18 protein-coding genes and 1 riboswitch are annotated in these 18,546 nt (G+C 39.2%); of the genes, 10 read left to right on the forward strand and 8 right to left on the reverse strand.

The window, feature by feature from the left end; genetic code table 11:
* Positions 1-420 precede the first annotated feature (420 nt).
* Both uvrB and GWJ05_RS16980 read left to right on the forward strand, forming a co-directional pair.
* Positions 421-2,436, forward strand: a complete 2,016-nt coding sequence (gene uvrB / locus GWJ05_RS16975) for an excinuclease ABC subunit UvrB (RefSeq protein WP_036938339.1) — start codon at positions 421-423, stop codon at positions 2,434-2,436.
* A gap of 186 nt (positions 2,437-2,622) precedes the next feature.
* Positions 2,623-3,576: a DUF1266 domain-containing protein gene (locus GWJ05_RS16980; RefSeq protein ID WP_036938338.1), complete on the forward strand. Its 954-nt coding sequence runs from the start codon at positions 2,623-2,625 to the stop codon at positions 3,574-3,576.
* Between the two features lie 103 nt (positions 3,577-3,679).
* Here the strand turns inward: GWJ05_RS16980 and yvcK are convergent, their stop codons facing one another.
* On the reverse strand, positions 3,680-4,618 hold the full coding sequence (gene yvcK / locus GWJ05_RS16985; RefSeq protein ID WP_036938336.1) for a uridine diphosphate-N-acetylglucosamine-binding protein YvcK: 939 nt from the start codon (positions 4,616-4,618) through the stop codon (positions 3,680-3,682).
* Positions 4,619-4,897: 279 nt separating this feature from the next.
* Positions 4,898-5,038, forward strand: a riboswitch (molybdenum cofactor riboswitch).
* On the opposite strand from yvcK, the gene moaA reads away from it, so the two are divergent.
* From moaA to GWJ05_RS17010, 5 genes are all read left to right on the forward strand, one after another.
* On the forward strand, positions 5,028-6,008 hold the full coding sequence (gene moaA, locus GWJ05_RS16990) for a GTP 3',8-cyclase MoaA (protein ID WP_036938334.1): 981 nt from the start codon (positions 5,028-5,030) through the stop codon (positions 6,006-6,008). Its footprint overlaps the riboswitch before it by 11 nt.
* A gap of 39 nt (positions 6,009-6,047) precedes the next feature.
* Positions 6,048-6,527, forward strand: a complete 480-nt coding sequence (gene moaC, locus GWJ05_RS16995) for a cyclic pyranopterin monophosphate synthase MoaC (protein WP_036938332.1) — start codon at positions 6,048-6,050, stop codon at positions 6,525-6,527.
* The gene (gene moaD, locus GWJ05_RS17000) at positions 6,524-6,769 is read left to right on the forward strand and encodes a molybdopterin synthase sulfur carrier subunit (protein ID WP_036938329.1); all 246 of its coding nucleotides are present in this window, start codon (positions 6,524-6,526) and stop codon (positions 6,767-6,769) included. Before moaC ends, moaD begins: the two co-directional genes overlap by 4 nt.
* A 1-nt stretch (position 6,770) precedes the next feature.
* Entirely contained in the window at positions 6,771-7,232 is a 462-nt protein-coding gene (moaE, locus tag GWJ05_RS17005) for a molybdopterin synthase catalytic subunit MoaE (protein ID WP_036938328.1), read from the forward strand.
* A 194-nt stretch (positions 7,233-7,426) separates the two neighbouring features.
* Entirely contained in the window at positions 7,427-8,137 is a 711-nt protein-coding gene (locus GWJ05_RS17010) for a Bax inhibitor-1/YccA family protein (RefSeq protein WP_036938325.1), read from the forward strand.
* A 109-nt stretch (positions 8,138-8,246) separates the two neighbouring features.
* Here GWJ05_RS17010 and GWJ05_RS17015 read toward each other — a convergent pair whose 3' ends face one another.
* Genes GWJ05_RS17015 through cecR form a run of 5 tightly spaced genes read right to left on the reverse strand, consistent with a single transcriptional unit; the run spans position 8,247 to position 13,992 of the window.
* Positions 8,247-9,356 (reverse strand): ABC transporter permease, encoded by a 1,110-nt coding sequence (locus tag GWJ05_RS17015; RefSeq protein ID WP_036938324.1) that lies wholly within the window; start codon positions 9,354-9,356, stop codon positions 8,247-8,249.
* Positions 9,357-9,369: 13 nt separating this feature from the next.
* Positions 9,370-10,521, reverse strand: a complete 1,152-nt coding sequence (locus GWJ05_RS17020; RefSeq protein ID WP_036938322.1) for an ABC transporter permease — start codon at positions 10,519-10,521, stop codon at positions 9,370-9,372.
* The gene (locus tag GWJ05_RS17025; protein ID WP_036938320.1) at positions 10,514-12,283 is read right to left on the reverse strand and encodes an ATP-binding cassette domain-containing protein; all 1,770 of its coding nucleotides are present in this window, start codon (positions 12,281-12,283) and stop codon (positions 10,514-10,516) included. The genes GWJ05_RS17020 and GWJ05_RS17025 overlap by 8 nt, the downstream gene beginning before the upstream one ends.
* Positions 12,284-12,295: 12 nt before the next feature.
* Positions 12,296-13,282 (reverse strand): secretion protein HlyD, encoded by a 987-nt coding sequence (gene hlyD / locus GWJ05_RS17030; RefSeq protein WP_036938318.1) that lies wholly within the window; start codon positions 13,280-13,282, stop codon positions 12,296-12,298.
* Positions 13,283-13,293: 11 nt separating this feature from the next.
* On the reverse strand, positions 13,294-13,992 hold the full coding sequence (cecR, locus tag GWJ05_RS17035; RefSeq protein ID WP_036938316.1) for a transcriptional regulator CecR: 699 nt from the start codon (positions 13,990-13,992) through the stop codon (positions 13,294-13,296).
* Positions 13,993-14,369: 377 nt separating this feature from the next.
* Between cecR and rhlE the strand changes: the two genes are divergently transcribed.
* From rhlE to GWJ05_RS17050, 3 genes are all read left to right on the forward strand, one after another.
* Complete coding sequence (gene rhlE / locus GWJ05_RS17040) at positions 14,370-15,797, forward strand: ATP-dependent RNA helicase RhlE (RefSeq protein ID WP_087803634.1); 1,428 nt, start codon at positions 14,370-14,372, stop codon at positions 15,795-15,797.
* Between the two features lie 9 nt (positions 15,798-15,806).
* On the forward strand, positions 15,807-16,739 hold the full coding sequence (dusC, locus tag GWJ05_RS17045; RefSeq protein WP_036938312.1) for a tRNA dihydrouridine(16) synthase DusC: 933 nt from the start codon (positions 15,807-15,809) through the stop codon (positions 16,737-16,739).
* Positions 16,740-16,941: 202 nt separating this feature from the next.
* Positions 16,942-17,190: a GlsB/YeaQ/YmgE family stress response membrane protein gene (locus GWJ05_RS17050; RefSeq protein ID WP_036938310.1), complete on the forward strand. Its 249-nt coding sequence runs from the start codon at positions 16,942-16,944 to the stop codon at positions 17,188-17,190.
* Between the two features lie 74 nt (positions 17,191-17,264).
* Here the strand turns inward: GWJ05_RS17050 and sseA are convergent, their stop codons facing one another.
* Positions 17,265-18,107 carry a 3-mercaptopyruvate sulfurtransferase gene (gene sseA / locus GWJ05_RS17055; RefSeq protein WP_036938306.1) on the reverse strand — a complete coding sequence of 281 codons (843 nt, stop codon included), beginning with the start codon at positions 18,105-18,107 and terminating at the stop codon, positions 17,265-17,267.
* 13 nt (positions 18,108-18,120) lie between these two features.
* Positions 18,121-18,306: a hypothetical protein gene (locus GWJ05_RS17060; RefSeq protein WP_036938304.1), complete on the reverse strand. Its 186-nt coding sequence runs from the start codon at positions 18,304-18,306 to the stop codon at positions 18,121-18,123.
* Positions 18,307-18,546 lie beyond the last annotated feature (240 nt).

Genomic DNA, 18,546 nt, shown 5'->3' on the forward strand with positions numbered 1-18,546 from the left:
AAATAAAAAAAATAAATTTTGTCCTTTTTAAGGAATATTTTAAGGCAAAAAAAAAGACGTAACTTACCGAGAGATAACAATTTTGTGTAGTTATCCACTATTCCTGTGGATAACCTTGTGTATTACCATTATAAAAATACTCTGAATAGAGAGAATACAAGGCATTGCTAAAGATTGGTGTTATTCTCAACTTTTATTTTTAATTCTTACATATCAATTAATTAAATAAAATCAATAGAGCGAGTGATGTCTGCGCGTCTCTTTGAATAATTCACAAAATAGGGGGTTGCTTTTTAAATTTTTTCCAGTTTCAAAACTGGGGATAACTGATGCTAATTATTCATACAATTTTTAGTAGATAGAGATTGAAGCTGGATTTTTATCCAGTATCATAAGGAGTGTCAGCGAGGAGAAGAAAATATGAGCAAAGTTTTTAAACTGCATTCTGAATTTAAGCCTGGAGGCGATCAACCTACAGCTATTGCTTCACTTTGTGAAGGATTAGACGATGGGCTTGCGCATCAAACTCTTTTAGGGGTAACAGGTTCAGGTAAAACTTTTACTATTGCTAATGTAATTGCCAATTTAAATCGACCCACGATGGTGCTTGCTCCAAATAAAACCTTAGCAGCACAGCTTTACAGTGAAATGAAAGAATTTTTTCCTGAAAATGCAGTGGAATACTTTGTTTCTTATTACGATTATTATCAGCCTGAAGCGTATGTGCCAAGTTCTGATACTTTTATTGAGAAAGATGCTTCAGTTAACGAACATATCGAACAAATGCGTCTGTCTGCGACAAAAGCTTTATTAGAGCGTAAAGATGTCATTGTCGTGTCGTCTGTTTCTGCGATTTATGGTTTGGGTGATCCTGATAGCTATTTAAAAATGATGCTTCACCTAACAAATGGCATGATAATCGATCAACGTGCAATTTTGCGCCGTCTTGCTGATCTACAATATACCCGTAATGATCAAGCCTTTCAGCGCGGGACATTTCGTGTCCGTGGTGAGGTTATTGATATCTTCCCTGCTGAATCTGATGATTACGCTTTACGTGTTGAATTATTTGATGAAGAAGTCGAGCGCCTGTCTTTATTTGACCCTTTAACAGGGCAAATCCATTATAATGTGCCTCGTTTTACGGTTTATCCCAAAACACACTATGTCACACCACGTGAGCGCATTCTTGAAGCGATGGAAGAAATTAAAAAAGAACTTGCAGAGAGACGCAAAGTACTTTTAGCGAATGATAAACTCGTTGAAGAACAACGTGTGACACAGCGTACCCAGTTTGATCTCGAAATGATGAATGAGCTGGGATATTGCTCTGGTATCGAAAACTATTCGCGTTATCTATCAGGTAGAGGCCCGGGCGAGCCACCACCAACCCTGTTTGATTACCTCCCTGCTGACGGTTTGTTAGTAATTGATGAATCACACGTTACTATTCCACAAATTGGTGGAATGTACAAAGGTGACCGTTCTCGTAAAGAAACCTTGGTTGAATATGGTTTCCGTTTGCCTTCAGCGCTTGATAACCGTCCATTACGTTTTGAAGAATTTGAAGCATTAGCACCACAAACAATTTATGTTTCAGCAACACCGGGTAAATATGAGCTTGAAAAATCAGGTGATGAAATTGTTGAACAAGTTGTAAGACCAACAGGCTTACTTGATCCGATTGTTGAAGTGCGACCGGTTGCTACACAAGTTGATGATTTACTCTCTGAAATTCGTATTCGTGCTGCAAAAAATGAACGTGTATTGGTTACCACATTAACAAAACGGATGGCGGAAGATCTAACAGAATATCTAGAAGAGCATGGTGAGCGAGTTCGTTATTTACACTCTGATATTGATACTGTTGAACGTGTCGAAATTATTCGTGATTTACGCCTAGGTGAGTTTGATGTATTAGTGGGTATCAACTTACTTCGAGAAGGCTTGGATATGCCAGAGGTCTCTTTGGTGGCGATTTTAGATGCTGATAAAGAGGGCTTCTTACGTTCAGAACGTTCATTAATTCAGACTATCGGTCGTGCGGCTCGTAACCTTGAAGGTAAAGCGATTTTATATGGCGATAGAATTACGGACTCCATGGCGAAAGCAATTGGTGAAACCGAACGTCGTCGAGAGAAACAGCAACAATTTAACCTTGAACACGGTATTGTGCCTAAAGGATTAAATAAAAAAGTGGGCGATATTCTTAAGATTGGTCAGCCTACCCAAGGACGTAATAAAAATAAAAAAGGGCATAAAGCAACAGATATTCATGATAATTACCCGTTGTTATCGACTGCTGAACTAGAAAAAGAGATCCAACGTTTAGAAGCCGAAATGTATCAACATGCCAAAGATCTTGAATTTGAACAAGCAGCAAGCACTCGTGATAAGTTGCAAGCGTTGCGCGCTCAATTTATTGCGAACTCTTAATCACTAAATTTAAATCAGAACAATGAAGGGATAACTGCATATTTACCTCGGATTATCCCTTTTCCCTTTTTATCTTTCACTTTTTCCCTAGTTTTATATTCCCTTAATGGCGTTCAACTGTTTAAATATCACCACAAACAAAGCGTCAATTATTTACAAAGATAAAAAAGACATTAAGGACAGTGAATGAGTGGTTATGTTTATGCAGGGTTTCCTAGCTCTGCAGGGGTCATTATTGGTGTTATTCTTCTTATTTTGCTTTTTAAATGGTTACGCAAATTTGCTGTACAAGATAGTGAATTATCAAAACCATTAACAGCAGGGCAGGAGCCCATTTTATCTGAAGCAAAAAATACGCCATCAGATCAGTTATTGCCTCATGAATGGGGATTGTATGTAGCAGCGCCTTATGCCGTAATGAATGAGTGGGCATATAATGAATATAATCCAGGAAAAGATGATGGTGGGTTGTCAGCTGGTTGGGGAATTAATGACCGTTGGGATTTAGTGTATCAACTGTTTTGGTTGCTGACTCAGGGTCATACTAATGATTTTTATCAGTTACGCGACCAAATTTTAGAGAGCAAAGAAGAGGATATTCAGTCATTAAAAAATGATATTTTGCTTTCAGAGTTGACGGAACATGATAAAAACGAGCGTTTATGGCAAATCGATATGATGAGCACTAATCGTATGAATATCCAAAATGTGAAATACCTTATTTGGGATCTCTGTCGTTTTAACAAGCTTTGCTTAGAAGGTTGTCAGCAAGGTTATATAACCCAGCAAGAAGCACAAACATGGTCATTAATGAGTGCCTCAATGTTACGTCGAATTTACGATGGCTGGGAAGATATGTGGAAAAACTTTATTGCTGCGCGTTGGTTTTGGGCGAGTGGCGATCAAGATTGGGTATCTTCTCATCAAGCTTTTACGGATGTTATACAAACTATTCTTAATGCAGAAGATACGTTGGCAACAGAAGAAAATTGGATAATGGATTTACCGCCACTGGATTTAACATCGTTTTCTCGTACTGTGGCAGGTCTGGGTTTAATGAAAAATGATGTGCCAATGACATTATCTGAAATTGAAGAAACCATCAGTCAACGTATTACGTTAAAACACCTTAATAGTTAAAATGAGTTAAAAACCAATAGCGATATTGTGTTTTTATCGACAAAAACCGCACTTGCTGTTTATTGCAGATGCGGTTTTTTTAATGAAATTACGTGATTAAATTCTATTTAATGGCTTGAGATGAAGCGTTACGTTGTCCTAATTGTTGCAACGTTAACTCAATCGCTTTGCCTAATAGATGACGGTCGTGGCGATAAGGAATATCTTTGGCTTCCAATTGAGCCTGCACAATTAGCCGGCCTTTCATCGACTCATATTGTGTTTCAGGGCTAATAATGACAGCGTCTATCGTTTGTAGGCCAATATAGTTTTCCATCATGGCGATTTTATCAGACATCGTCATACTGGCAGCCGCAGGGCTTAGCTCTTTGCCTAAATTACCAATATAAATGGTTGTTGCACTACTACGGCGTAATGCTTGTGCAAGCTCTGGCAATAATAACAAAGGCATTAAACTGGTAAAAAAACTACCGGGGCCAATTAAGATAAGATCAGCTTGCTCAATGGCTTCAATGGCTTCTCTTGTCGTTGGTACTTTAGGATAAAGATCAAGTTTTTGTGGGATCTTAGGCAAATTATCAACATTGACCTCCCCATAAATCTCATTACCTTGGTCATCTATTGCCATCAGGTCAACGGCTTGTTCAGACATAGGAATAAGGTGCGCATTGACTCTTAATAATCCCCGAATAAGATTAATCGCTTCTAAGGGGCGAACACTTAGGTTATCCAATGCTTTTAGCATTAAATTCCCTAAATTATGACCAGCAAGTTCCCCTGTCCCTGAAAAACGGTATTCAAACATTGCAGAAGCCACTGAAGGCTCAGTAATTAACTGGTTAATACAATTGCGCATATCACCCCACGCAATGCCACCTTCTTCTTGACGAATACGGCCAGTAGAACCGCCATTGTCTGTTGTTGTAACAATACCAGTAAGGCGAGTGCCTAAGTAGGAGAGTGCTGAAAGCACACGTCCAAGGCCATGACCACCACCAAGGGCAACAACACGATCTAAATCACTTAGCGTGCGATTTCGCATATTTGTTCTACTCATCTTTAAAAATTTGTCGCTAATTTATCACAATTAAATTTTAAGCCTATGATCACGACGTGATTTCATCACATTCCTAGTTTAATTTTACTTTTGATAGCCAAATATTTAACCAATGAAAGTGTTTTTATTTATGTTATTAACGCAACTAAAGTGTTGTAAGTCGTTGTATTGTAAATTATATAGCGAAAACATTATTCGCTTTTTATATCATTAGCAGGTAGAATCCACAATAAATATATAGGTATTAGAAACCTGTGCAAAACAGGTAAAGATAAACTCCTAGCCTTAACGTCTAAGTCGAGTATTGACAAGATATGATGTTCTGGCCGTGACAATAAGTCACCAGGGTGCAAGGTAGAAATGTCTGCATCTCCCGATTTGGAAAGGTGTTATTATGCAACAACTCGTTGATGCGTTTTCCCGCAAGTTTTTCTATTTACGTCTTTCAATTACAGACGTGTGCAATTTCCGTTGTACTTATTGCCTACCCAATGGTTATAAGCCTAATGGCCACAAATCATTTCTTTCATTAGATGAAATCAGCAGACTTACACAATCTTTTGCCGCATTAGGGACAGAAAAAATCCGCTTAACAGGTGGTGAACCCACAATGCGTCGCGATTTTACTGATATTATCGCGACAATTAAAGATAATGCTGCGATTAAAAAAATCGCAGTGACAACAAATGGCTATCGTCTATCACGCGATGTTGCACAATGGCGTGATGCGGGATTAAGTGCGATTAATGTGAGTGTTGATAGTCTCGATCCCCGTCAATTCCACGCTATTACTGGACAAGATAAATTTAGCCAAGTGATGGAAGGTATTGATGCCGCATTTACCGCAGGGTTCGAAAAAGTCAAAGTTAACGTTGTGTTGATGCGCAATGTCAATGACAAAAATCTCCCTGATTTTCTTCATTGGATCAAAGACAGACCTATTCAATTGCGCTTTATTGAATTAATGGAAACCGGTGACGGTAGTGATATTTTCAACCGCTTTCATTTGTCTGGTGAAGTTATTCGCCAACGCTTATTTAATGAAGGTTGGTCGCAGATCCCTCGCGCCCGTAGTGACGGGCCAGCTCAAGTATTTACCCATCCTGATTATCAAGGCGAAATCGGTCTGATCATGCCTTATGAAAAAGATTTTTGCCTAACTTGTAACCGTTTACGTGTTTCAGCTATTGGTAATCTTCATCTTTGCCTATTTGGTGAACATGGCATTCCGTTACGTGATCTACTTGCTGACGATAGTCAACAAGAGGCATTACAACAACGTATTCAGGGTGGTCTTCTTCATAAACGAGAAACGCATTTTCTTCATCAAGGCGATAGCGGTATTACACCGAATTTATCTGTTATTGGTGGATAGTTTTTCGCTCTGTTATTTCGTTAATTTCAGGAGTTGTGCATGTCTCAACTAACTCATATTAATGCTGCCGGTGAAGCTCACATGGTGGATGTTAGCGCTAAAGCTGAAACAGTGCGAGAAGCGCGAGCTGAAGCCTTTGTTGAAATGTCAGCAGAAACATTAAATATGATCACGGAAGGTAAGCACCATAAAGGTGATGTATTTGCGACTGCAAGAATTGCAGGTATCCAAGCGGCAAAAAGAACATGGGAGTTAATCCCATTATGCCATCCGTTATTATTAACTAAAGTCGAAGTGCGTTTAGAAGCACTCACTGGATCTAATCGTGTACGCATTGAATCTGTTTGTCGTTTAACCGGTAAAACAGGCGTTGAGATGGAAGCATTAACTGCCGCATCGGTCGCAGCATTAACGATTTATGATATGTGTAAAGCGGTTCAAAAGGATATGGTGATAGGTCCTGTGCGTTTATTAGAAAAAACAGGCGGTAAATCAGGTCACTTTAAGGTGGAAGCATGATCAAAGTTCTCTTTTTCGCACAAGTGCGTGAGTTAGTTGGTGTAGACTCGCTTGAATTAGAATGTAAATATCACACGGTAGATGATTTACGTAATGCATTAATTACCAAAGGCGAACGTTGGTCATTGGCACTTGAAGATGGCAAATTACTTTCTGCGGTTAATCAATCTTTTGTTAAAGGCGCTCATATAATTAATGATGGAGATGAAATCGCCTTTTTCCCACCTGTTACAGGGGGTTAGAATGAACGCATCAACACGCATATCAGTACAAACCGACAATTTTAGCGTTGGTGATGAATACCAATGGCTTTCAGAGTGCGACAGTGATGGTGCTGTTGTGACCTTTACGGGGAAAGTTCGCAATCACAATTTAGGTGATGAAGTGAGTACGCTCACACTTGAACATTACCCTGGCATGACAGAAAAAGCGCTTAATGACATTGTCAATGAAGCTCGAGGACGTTGGCCTTTGCAACGTGTCAGTGTTATTCACAGAGTAGGAACATTGCATATCGGTGAAGAGATAGTGTTTGTCGGTGTGACCAGCTCTCATCGTAATAGTGCGTTTGAATCTGCGGAATTTATTATGGATTTCTTAAAAACACGTGCGCCATTTTGGAAGAAAGAAGGGCTCTCTGAAAATAAAAACAGATGGGTTGATGCGCGTCAAAGTGATTATGACTCAGCCGAGCGCTGGGAATAAATCACCACACTCAATTTAATGCTACAAAACTTTACCTCAATTTATTTTACGATGACATTTCATACAGTTTATTTCATGGAAATGTAAAATCAGTGTGATAAAATTAAATTCTAATGAGCCCATAATGGGCTCTTTACTGAAATAAACGTTATCGTTAAACCTAACGTTATCACTATGATTAAAGGGTAATCATCATGGATCGATTTTCACGTTCTAATGATTCAATCGTACAGCGCACAGGTTCTGGCCTACAAACCTTTATGGCTCAGGTTTATGGTTGGATGACTGTTGGTCTGTTATTAACTGCGTTTGTAGCACTCTACGTTGCATCAAGCGAAGCATTATTATCAATGATTTTTTCTAGCAAGGTCGTCTTCTTTGGTCTGATCATTGCTCAGTTAGGGTTAGTTTTCGTGTTATCAGGTATGGTTCATAAAATGAGTGGTGCAGTTGCAACCTCATTATTTATGCTATATTCCGCATTAACAGGGGTAACTATCTCTAGTGTATTAATTATTTACACTGCATCATCAGTTGCGAGTACATTCTTTATTTGTGCGGCAATGTTCGGTGCATTAAGTGTTTATGGTTACACCACTAAGCGTAGCTTAACGGGTATGGGTAGCTTCCTGTTTATGGGGCTTATCGGTATCATTATTGCTTCTATCGTTAATATCTTTATGCAAAGCTCAATGATGAGCATGGTTATCTCTTACGCGGGTGTGTTAATTTTCGCTGGCTTAACTGCTTACGACACACAAAAATTAAAAGACATGGGTAATGAGATTAATCAAGAAGATAAAGAAAATATGCGCCGTTACTCCATTATGGGTGCATTAACGCTTTATTTAGATTTCATCAACCTGTTCTTAATGTTATTGCGTATTTTAGGCGACCGTCGTTAATTTTAACGATATTTACGTGCAAACGTAGTTTAACAACAGCATAAACAATAAATCCCATAACTTAATAAGTTGTGGGATTTTTTTATTTAATAAATTAATGGCTATCGTTTTAAGCTATTTTTCTTTGGAAAAGATAATATGCAAAAGAGCCAGTACCTGCTGCAATCACCAATAAAGGCCATAAACTGTGCCATATTACGGTAATATCGGCATTTTTAAGGTAAATCTGTTTTGTGATATCGGTAAAATGACGAATAGGGTTTATCCATGTGGCATGTTGTAGCCAAACGGGCATGTTTTCTACGGGGGAAATATAACCTGATAGTAAAACGGCTGGCATCATAAATACAAACACACCAATAAAAGCCTGTTGTTGTGTTGAACTTAATGCTGATATTAATAAGCCAAAACCCACCAGCGATAAACCATAAATTAGCATGGTAAAGTAAAACAGCAATAGTGAACCTGAAAAAGGTATTTGGTAACCAAATATCCCTATAATCAATACAATAGTGCCTTGAATGGCCGCCACTACCATTGCTGGCACCGCTTTACCTACAAAGATTTGCCATGTTGATAATGGTGAAACTAATAATTGGTCTAATGTGCCTTGTTCACGCTCTCTCGCAACAGAAAGTGAAGTGACTATCATAACCCCAATAGTAATAATCAGTGCTACTAAAGAGGGGACAATAAACCATTTATAATTTAAATTCGGGTTATACCAATTGCGAACAACCAGTTCTGTTTTATTTAGTAAAGAAGGTGTATTACCTGCTAATTCAGTTTGATAATTTTGTACGATTTGTTGTACATAATTTGCAGCAATTTGTGCACTATTTGAATTTCGGCCATCTAAGATTAATTGCAATTTAACAGGAACATGGCTTTCTAGATCAGCACTAAAATTCTGCGGAAAACGAACTAATAAAAGCGCTTTACGATTATCAATAGTCTCTTTTATTTCATGTTCATTTTTAAGCAAAAGAGTTTGAGAGAATGCACTCGCTTTGGCGATACGTTGGGTTAACTCGATAGATTGTTTACCATTGTCCTCATCAAAAATGGCAATAGAGGCATTAGTAACATCTAACGTTGCTGCAAAAGGAAATAAAATCATCTGAAAGATAACTGGCATTATTAAAATAATACGCGTTTGAGGCTCTTGTAATAATGACTGTAACTCTTTCATTATCAGGGTGAGAAGGCGATAAAACATAAAAGCTCTCCCTTTAATCTAATCGACGACGTGTTGCTAACGCCGTTAATCCAATAAAAAATATCGCCGATACAATTAATAACCACATATCTAGCATTAATATCAACGGAATATCACCAGCCAAAAAGAGTGTTTGTAAACTACTGACAAAATAACGCGCGGGAATAAAATAAGTCACCACTTGAATAAATATGGGCATACTATCAATTTCAAAAACAAAGCCTGATAACATAATTGCGGGTAAAAATGCGGCATTTAGCGAAATCATCGCGGCATTAAATTGATTACGCGTTAGCGTGGAAATAAGCAATCCCATGCCTAAAGCGGTAGCTAAAAAGAGCGAGGTGATCCCGCCTAAAATCCACAACGATCCTCTATAAGGTACGCCAAGCACAAACACGGTGACTACCATACATAACACCATGACAAAACTGCCTAACACTTGGTAAGGAATAAGCTTTGAAAGTAAGAGTTCTGTGCGTGTTATTTGGGTAGAAAGTAGCGCTTCCATCGTACCTCGTTCCCATTCACGCGCAATCACTAGCGAGGTAAGGATAGCGCCTACGACGGTAATAATAATAGTAACGGCACCCGGAATAATATAGTGCTGACTTATTGCCGCAGGGTTAAACCAATAACGAGGTTCTATTTCGATTAAGGGGGGAGTATCAATACCTTTGCTGATAGCTTGTTGTTGTAACCAGATTTGCCAAACCCCTTTGGTATAAGCTTGTACAAAGTTTGCGGTATTGGGTTCGCTACCATCGGTGATCACTTGAATGGGCGCTTTCGTGCCCTGGCGAGCCAGTAATTCAGCAAAATTAACAGGGATAACCACAATACCTCTAATTTGCCCCGCCTGCATTTTATCGATTAATAATTGTCGATTATCGCTAATGGTTGCATTGATATAAGGTGAGTTTGTAAAGGTATAAACGAGCGCTTGCGAAGGTTGGCTTTGTTGATTGGTTAAAATACCGATATTTAATTTACTTGAGTCTAAATTAATGCCATAACCAAATATAAACAGCAAAGTAAGCGGAATAACAATGGCAATTAAGGCACTACTGGGATCGCGAGTAATTTGTTTTGTTTCTTTTAAACACAGTGCGTATAAACGTCGCCAAGAAAAGCGGGCATGAGAGGATTGAGCTGAATTAGGCATGTGTTTCGCTCCCTTTATCATTTTCACGTTCAAGTTTTTTATCGTAATCTAGCACCAAGCCAATAAAGGCATCTTCCATTGAAGGCGTTGGATTATCATCACTGGCAACCATTTTCTTGAGCGAATCAGGTTCGCCAGCAGCAATGATTTTTCCGCGATAAACCAAACCAATGCGATCACAATACTCGGCTTCATCCATAAAGTGGGTCGTCACCATCACAGTCACCCCTTTATCAACCATACCATTAATGTGTAGCCAAAACTCTCGCCGTGTTAAGGGATCAACACCCGATGTGGGTTCATCTAAAAAGAGAATATCGGGCTCGTGCATGAGTGAACATGCAAGAGCAAGGCGTTGTTTATAACCTAAAGGTAAAGTTTCCGTGATTTGATTCACCATTGGTTGTAAACCAAAAGCGGTTATCATATCGTTGATTTTATCGCGCTGTTGCTTACCATGTAAGCCATAAACACCAGAGAAGAATTTTAAGTTTTGTCCCACTTTAAGATTGCCATAAAGTGAGAATTTTTGTGCCATATAACCTAAATGTTGGCGTGCTTTACCTGAACTCTCTTTTAAGTCCATACCTAATACCAGTGCTTTACCGCTGGAGGGCACCAATAAGCCACACATCATTTTAAATGTTGTCGATTTACCCGCACCGTTAGGCCCCAATAAGCCAAAAATTTCACCACGTTTAACTTGAAAATCAACATGATCAGTTGCTGCAAATTGACCAAACATTTTGGTGAGTTGTTGTGCTTCAATGACGGTCTCATTGGGCGCAGGTGGGATTTGAGGCATGATTTCAGCTAATTCAGATTTATGAGAAGGGCCTCCCCCTAATAAATCAATAAAAGCATCTTCAAAGCGTGGAGTGGCTGGAATAAGTTTAGCGTCAGGTTTACCTAAGGCATTGAGTAATTCGGATTGATTGCTTTGTTTTTTCAAGATCAAACGGACAGATTGTCCTTGAATAACACCATCTGTTACTTGAGGTTGAATAATGGCTTGTTGTAATACTTTTCTTCGCTGATGCCCTTCAACATCAAGCAGAAAAGAGCGACCAGCCATTTTTGCTGTTAAATCTTGCGGAATACCACTATAAAGCAACTCCCCTTTGTTAAGTAAGAGAATATTTTTACATTGCTCTGCTTCATCAAGATAAGAAGTACTCCACAGTATCAACATACCATCACTGGCTAAGGCATGTACCATTTGCCAAAGCTCACGCCGTGCAATGGGATCAACGCCAACACCAGGCTCATCAAGTAACAAGACTTTAGGGCTACCTAATAAAGTACAAGCCAACCCCAATTTTTGTTTCATTCCTCCTGAAAGATTGCCCGCAAGGCGAGAGGTAAAGCGAGTGAGATCGGTAAAAGAGAGCAACTGCTGGTAAACTTTTTTGCGCTCTTCACCGATGACATTTTTTAAATCAGCATAAAGATTGAGATTTTCTAATACCGTTAAATCTTCATAGAGGCCAAATTTCTGAGGCATATAACCAAGAATGGCTCGGACATCCACGCTTTGGCGTTGTGGATCCATGCCCAAAATACGAATATCACCTGCATCAGGTTTTAATAGCCCTGCAAGCATACGAATGAGTGTCGTTTTACCCGCACCATCTGGGCCGACTAAACCCGTGACAGAGCCACCAGTAATGGTGGCGGTTAATGCAGAAACCGCTGGGCTTTCTAGTCCAGTAAAGCGTTTTTCAACACCTTGTAGTTCGATAGTGTAATCAGTGTGTTCCATTTTGCCTCCCACTTAATGAGTGGGTGCAAATTTTAAAGTCACGGGCATCCCTTGGCGTAATGCATCATCAGCATCCGTCACAACGACTCGAAGTCGATAAACTAAGTCAGTTCTTAATTCCGGTGTTTCGACACTTTTCGGCGTAAATTCTGCTGTCGGTGAAACAAAACCGATTGTGCCATGATAAGGTTTATCTTTACGTCCATCGGTGTAGAGATAAACGTCTCGATTAGGGATAGCTTCGCTTAAGTGGGTTTCACTAATATACGCTCTAACCCAAACCGGGTTGGTTAAAGACACTGTAAATACGGGATTACCTGCGGATAAAATAGTGCCAGGTTCAACGGCTCTTGTTAATATTGTACCTTGTGATGGTGAGATTAACTGCGTGTCTTGAAGGTTTAACTCAGCTTGAGCAACGGCGGCTTTTGCCTGCATAACTTGGCCTCTAGCTGCATCAATATCTTCTTTTCGGTAACCATTTTTATATTGATTTAATTTATCTTGGGCTGCCTTTAAGGCAGCTGCTGCTTGATTACGATTATTTCTTGCGCTGTCTAAGTCATTGGCCGAAATCACGTTACGATTAGCTAAATCTTGTTGGCGTTTATAAAAGTTGTCGGCATATTGCCAAGCGGCTTGTTTTAATGACACATCAGATTGAGCTTGTGCAATTTCCTCACTGCGATAACCCGCTTCCATTAAGGCTAACGCAGCAATAGCACTATCGCGCTCACCATAAGCTTTATCGAGTGCATTACGATAAGGGGCATCATCGAGATTTCCTAGCAGTTGCCCTTTTTCGACAGAAGCACCTTCATCAACAAGCAATGAATCTAATTTTCCTGCAACACGAAAACTTAGATTAACAGTACGTATATCGACATTGCCATAGAGTACTAATTCAGACTCTTTGTTTTCTTCGTAATAATAGATACCTGCAACAACACCGATAATAATCATTAAGATGATAAAGAAGCTGATTTTTTTAGTTTTCATAATAACTCTATTTATGCATGATGTGGGTGAGTGTAAATCTCTCTTAATCCATTGAGTAATAACGTAATATGTGTTTTTAAAGTATTGGAGATAATTTGATATTCATTCTTACCAATTCTATCCCATCCTGTTTGTCTTAGAATGGTTTCTCTCACTAAACGAAATGATAGCACTTCTCCTAAAATAGCGTGAGTGTGTAACATTGTCGTCGGAAGTGTGGGATCTAAACCAATATAGAGAGCTAATAATTTATTTACGCGTGTTAAAAGTGGCGATAACGCTTGTTGATGAATAAGCGAATATGCTTCTGTGGGGACAAGCTGTTCTCTCGCCATAATACGACTAAGATGAATATTGGCTTTATCAAGTACCAGTTGAGCATATTGTAAAAAGCTATCCGTGATCAGTGTTTGTAGCAATGGCAGATGTTCGGTTGGGTTTGGCCGCTCAAGAAATTCGTCGAGGATGGCAACAGTAGGTTCAAAATCAAGACGGATAAGATCAGCGATATGTTGTGCAACGGCGAGATACAACCCGTCTTTGGAGCCAAAATAATAAGCGATAGCGGCAATATTTTGTTGAGCGGCTTGTGCAATCTGGCGTGTTGTGGCTGCATCGGGGCCATTCTTACCAAAGATCTCACATGCTGCTTCCAATAGTTGTCGTTTTGCTAGTTCACCACGTGTCGTCTTCTGATGGGTTTCTGACATAATAGAAGATACCTTACTTAAGTAAAATGTAACAAAACCAATGATATTAAAAACAGAGATAACAAGGAGTATTATATTAGATGATATTGAACAATAGGGAAATTTTGTAATAAATAATCAAATAAAGGTGATTTGTAATAATAAAAACAACGCTATCTATTATTGAAAATTATTTTTGTATTCTGAACATAGCAAAAACTGTTAAAATAAGGGTTATTAGGTTAACCTAGCAAGGTTCATTCTCTTTTATCACTGTCTATACCTATAAATGGTAGTACCTATAGAGCAATAATATCTATAGATTGACAGTATGAAAGCCCGTCATTTTTAATTTTCAATCACCGTGTTATACGTTCTGGTTGTAGGAGACTACTGTTTTGACCGATTTTACATCGCTTGGCTTAAGTGAGGCGCTTCTCCGCGCTATTGATGAACAAGGGTATAAAACCCCAACCCCTATTCAACAGCAGGCGATTGAGCCGATTTTGGCAGGTAAAGACGTATTAGCCAGTGCGCAAACAGGAACGGGTAAAACAGCCGCTTTTACATTGCCTATCTTGGAAAAGTTAGCTCAATCGGCAGAAAAAACCAAAGGTCGCCAACCTGTTAAAGCACTCATTTTAACGCCAACACGTGAACTCGCAGCACAGATTGCTGAGAATGTGAAAGCGTATAGCCGTTATTTACCGATCCGTTCACTTGTTGTTTTTGGCGGTGTGAGTATTAACCCGCAAATGATGAAATTGCGTGGTGGCGTTGATGTATTGATAGCAACCCCTGGGCGTTTACTCGACCTTGAACATCAAAATGCGGTCGATCTTTCTCGTGTTGAAGTTTTAGTACTTGATGAAGCTGATCGTATGTTAGATATGGGCTTTATTCATGATATTCGCCGAGTGATCAATAAATTACCTAAAAAGCGTCAAAATTTATTATTCTCCGCGACATTCTCTAAAGAGATCACAGGACTGGCCAATTCTTTATTAAATCATCCTGTGAGTATTTCAGTTGCGCCAAAAAATTCGGCTGCTGAATCTGTTGATCAATATGTTCATTTAGTGGATAAAAAACGTAAAACAGAGTTGTTATCACACTTAATTGGCTTAGAAAATTGGTCACAAGTGCTTATTTTTACACGTACTAAGCACGGTGCTAATAAGCTTGCTGAACATTTAAATGCCGATGGTATTAAATCAGCTGCTATTCATGGTAATAAAAGCCAAGGTGCAAGAACCCGTGCTTTAGCTGACTTTAAAGACGGTAAATTAAAAGCGCTGGTGGCAACAGATATTGCAGCACGTGGCCTCGATATCGACCAACTGCCTTATGTTGTCAATTTTGAATTACCGCAAGTGGCTGAAGATTATGTTCACCGTATTGGTAGAACAGGACGAGCGGCGGCAACAGGTAAAGCTATTTCACTGGTTTGTGTTGATGAACATGGATTATTAGCCGATATTGAGCGTTTATTAAAACGTGAAATTCCACGTTTAGCGTTAGAAGGTTATGATCCTGATCCTTCAATTAAAGCCGCCCCATTACATAAAAAGCCAAAAAACAATGCACCACGTAGAAGTGGTGGTGGCCATGGCCGTGCAGATATTCGTGGCAAAGATAATCGCAATAATCCCCGTAAAGAGGCGGGGAGTGAAGGCGGTAAAGAAGGTGATCGTAAAAAAAACAAAGAAAACTACCGTAATAAAGATGGCTCTCGTACCGGTAAATTAGGGCCTCGTCGTTCACGTAAAAGTGATGAAGGTAGTGATAATCAAAGCCCTTGGTCAAAAGCTAAAAAAGAGTTTTGAGGTTAAACCGTGCGAGTTCTATTAGCGCCAATGGAGGGGGTTTTAGACCCCCTTGTGAGAGAGTTGCTCACTTCGATTAATGATTACGATCTCTGTATTACAGAGTTTGTGCGTGTTGTTGATTCATTACTGCCAACAAAAGCTTTTTATCGCTTATGTCCTGAATTGCAGACTGAAAGTCGCACAAAAAGTGGCACACTTGTGCGAGTGCAATTATTAGGGCAACACCCACAATGGTTGGCTGAAAATGCGTTTAGAGCGGTGTCATTAGGCTCTTGGGGAGTTGATTTAAATTGTGGTTGCCCTTCAAAAACAGTCAATGGTAGTGGGGGGGGAGCTTCACTTTTAAAACAGCCAGAAACGATTTATCAAGCCACTAAAGCGATGCGTCATGCAGTACCTTTAGAATTACCTGTATCGGTTAAAGTGAGACTCGGTTGGGATTCTTCCTCGTATAGTCATGAGATTGCAGATGCGGTGGCGCAAGGTGGTGCTACAGAAATCACGGTACATGGCAGAACAAAAGAAGATGGCTATAGTGCAGACAAAATTAATTGGCAGGCTATTGGTGATATTCGCCAAAGACTCTCAATACCTGTGATTGCCAATGGTGAAATCTGGAACCGTGAAGATGCATTAGCTTGTTTAGCTACAACAGGGTGTGATGCGATAATGATTGGGCGTGGTGCAATGAATACACCTAACTTAAGTCGTGTTGTAAAAGGCATAGAAGCTAAAATGTCATGGCAGGAGGTTATTCAATTATTAAAGCGTTATATTCGTTTAGAAAAACGTGGTGATACGACGATCTATCATGCATCACGCATTAAACAGTGGTTTAGCTATTTAAGAAAAGAATATCCAGAGGCGGATGCGTTGTTTAGGCAAATCCGAACATTAAAAACGTCGCCAGAAATTGCAGTCGCAATAGAGGCTCTGTAGTTTAAACAACCATTTTATTTGATAAAAATAGTGCTTATTAATCAGCACTATTTTTTTGTTCATTAAGCAATGATATTTCTATTTATCTTAAATATAGTGTTACTTATCTCTAATAATTGGAAAAAATAACTATTTCGACTTACACTCAATAAGTGGCATTTTTAGGTATGTTGTTTATATCATGACTATTTTAGGGGGAAATATGGGAATTCTTGCTTGGATTATCTTTGGTTTGATCGCGGGTATTTTGGCGAAATTCTTAATGCCAGGCTCTTATGATATTGGTCTGATATGGACTTGTATTCTGGGTATTGTGGGTGCGGTTGTTGGTGGCGCAATCAGTAGCTTCTTTGGTAAAGGTAAAGTGGATGGTTTTAACTTTGGTAGCTTTGTTGTTGCCGTTATTGGTGCCATTGTTGTACTCTATCTTGCCAAGATATTCGCCAGTTAATGCATTTATACTCAATCATGATAATAAACCCGCTTAATATGCGGGTTTACTTTTTAAGGCAAAGACTGATTAAGTTAGCATTCGCAAGGAAGAGCACTCTCTGCGCCCCATTGCGCCCAAGAACCGTCATAAAGTGCGATAGACTGACAACCTAATATTGTTAACGCTAAAAATAACACTGCGGCAGTCATACCTGAACCACAGGTAACAATGACGGGTTGTGATAAATCGACACCAGCCTGCTCAAATATTTGCTTTAATTCAGTTTTACCTTTTAATTGCCCATCAACAACTAACTCATTCCAAGGCACATTTTTACTACCAGGAATATGTCCACTACGCAAGCCTGGGCGGGGTTCTGGTGCTCTACCATAAAAGCGATCAGCAGAACGCGCATCAATCATCTGTTTTTGCTTTGTCGCTAGATTATCAATAAGTTGCTGTTTATTAGCATAATGTTGGGCGTGACGTTCAACTACAAATGGAGATGTTGCTGGTGTCTTGATAGTTTCACCTTGTTCTATAGCAAATCCAGCATCAATCCATGCTTGTAGACCGCCAGCAAGAATGCGCACATTACGACAACCTAGTGTTGTGAATGTCCACCAACCTCTAGGAACAGAAAATAAGTTGCCTTGATCGTAAAGAATAACCGTCGTGGTATTAGAGATACCTAATTGCGTCAGCGTTTCTGAAAATAGTGTGTCAGACGGCAACATATGTGGCAATGTTGTCGTTTTATCTGCGATTTCATCAAGATCAAAAAAATGAGCATGTGGAATATGGCGCTCAAGATAAAGCGCTTGATAGTCAATCTGTTGTGTTGGCATTGGTGCACTGACATCTAGGATCACAAGATCAGAGTTATTTTGATGTTCAAATAGCCATTGGGGAGTAACAAAGTAATCGTATTCCACGGTGCGACCTCATTTATTTAGCAGAAGATGAGCTGTCTGGGATAGCTGGAAATTGTTGTGCAGGTGACGTTTCATGTTGCGCTTTTTCTGTTTCTATTGGTGTAGTGGAGCGAGTATAGATATTTAAACCCGCAAGAAAAACACCACCGATAGAACCAAAAGCAAGGAGTGCGATAATGACAATAATTATTTTTTTCATAATGTTCATTTGCAGATGAATGTTGCGCAAAAGTATATCGAGATATGAAGTTGAAACAAGTATTAAGTGGGCTTAATCGACAAATGATGGTGGTTAGAAAGTTTATTTTTTGGGGAAAAGCAAGGGAGAGTAGATAAATAAACAGACTATTTATTTTTATAAATAGTCTGAGTAGGGTTAACGTTGGCGTTAATTATTTCAATCAAAGGTTACAGTCAATGATAAGAAAAAATCCCTTAA

The organism is Proteus sp. G2626, from assembly GCF_009915985.1.
GTDB lineage: Bacteria > Pseudomonadota > Gammaproteobacteria > Enterobacterales > Enterobacteriaceae > Proteus > Proteus vulgaris.

Bases quoted from the DNA above. Each gene is read 5' to 3' on its own strand.
- uvrB (WP_036938339.1), top strand. From the start codon at position 421: ATGAGCAAAGTTTTTAAACTGCATTCTGAATTTAAGCCTGGAGGCGAT.
- GWJ05_RS16980 (WP_036938338.1), top strand. From the start codon at position 2,623: ATGAGTGGTTATGTTTATGCAGGGTTTCCTAGCTCTGCAGGGGTCATT.
- yvcK (WP_036938336.1), bottom strand. From the start codon at position 4,618: ATGCGAAATCGCACGCTAAGTGATTTAGATCGTGTTGTTGCCCTTGGT.
- moaA (WP_036938334.1), top strand. From the start codon at position 5,028: ATGCAACAACTCGTTGATGCGTTTTCCCGCAAGTTTTTCTATTTACGT.
- moaC (WP_036938332.1), top strand. From the start codon at position 6,048: ATGTCTCAACTAACTCATATTAATGCTGCCGGTGAAGCTCACATGGTG.
- moaD (WP_036938329.1), top strand. From the start codon at position 6,524: ATGATCAAAGTTCTCTTTTTCGCACAAGTGCGTGAGTTAGTTGGTGTA.
- moaE (WP_036938328.1), top strand. From the start codon at position 6,771: ATGAACGCATCAACACGCATATCAGTACAAACCGACAATTTTAGCGTT.
- GWJ05_RS17010 (WP_036938325.1), top strand. From the start codon at position 7,427: ATGGATCGATTTTCACGTTCTAATGATTCAATCGTACAGCGCACAGGT.
- GWJ05_RS17015 (WP_036938324.1), bottom strand. From the start codon at position 9,356: ATGTTTTATCGCCTTCTCACCCTGATAATGAAAGAGTTACAGTCATTA.
- GWJ05_RS17020 (WP_036938322.1), bottom strand. From the start codon at position 10,521: ATGCCTAATTCAGCTCAATCCTCTCATGCCCGCTTTTCTTGGCGACGT.
- GWJ05_RS17025 (WP_036938320.1), bottom strand. From the start codon at position 12,283: ATGGAACACACTGATTACACTATCGAACTACAAGGTGTTGAAAAACGC.
- hlyD (WP_036938318.1), bottom strand. From the start codon at position 13,282: ATGAAAACTAAAAAAATCAGCTTCTTTATCATCTTAATGATTATTATC.
- cecR (WP_036938316.1), bottom strand. From the start codon at position 13,992: ATGTCAGAAACCCATCAGAAGACGACACGTGGTGAACTAGCAAAACGA.
- GWJ05_RS17050 (WP_036938310.1), top strand. From the start codon at position 16,942: ATGGGAATTCTTGCTTGGATTATCTTTGGTTTGATCGCGGGTATTTTG.
- GWJ05_RS17060 (WP_036938304.1), bottom strand. From the start codon at position 18,306: ATGAAAAAAATAATTATTGTCATTATCGCACTCCTTGCTTTTGGTTCT.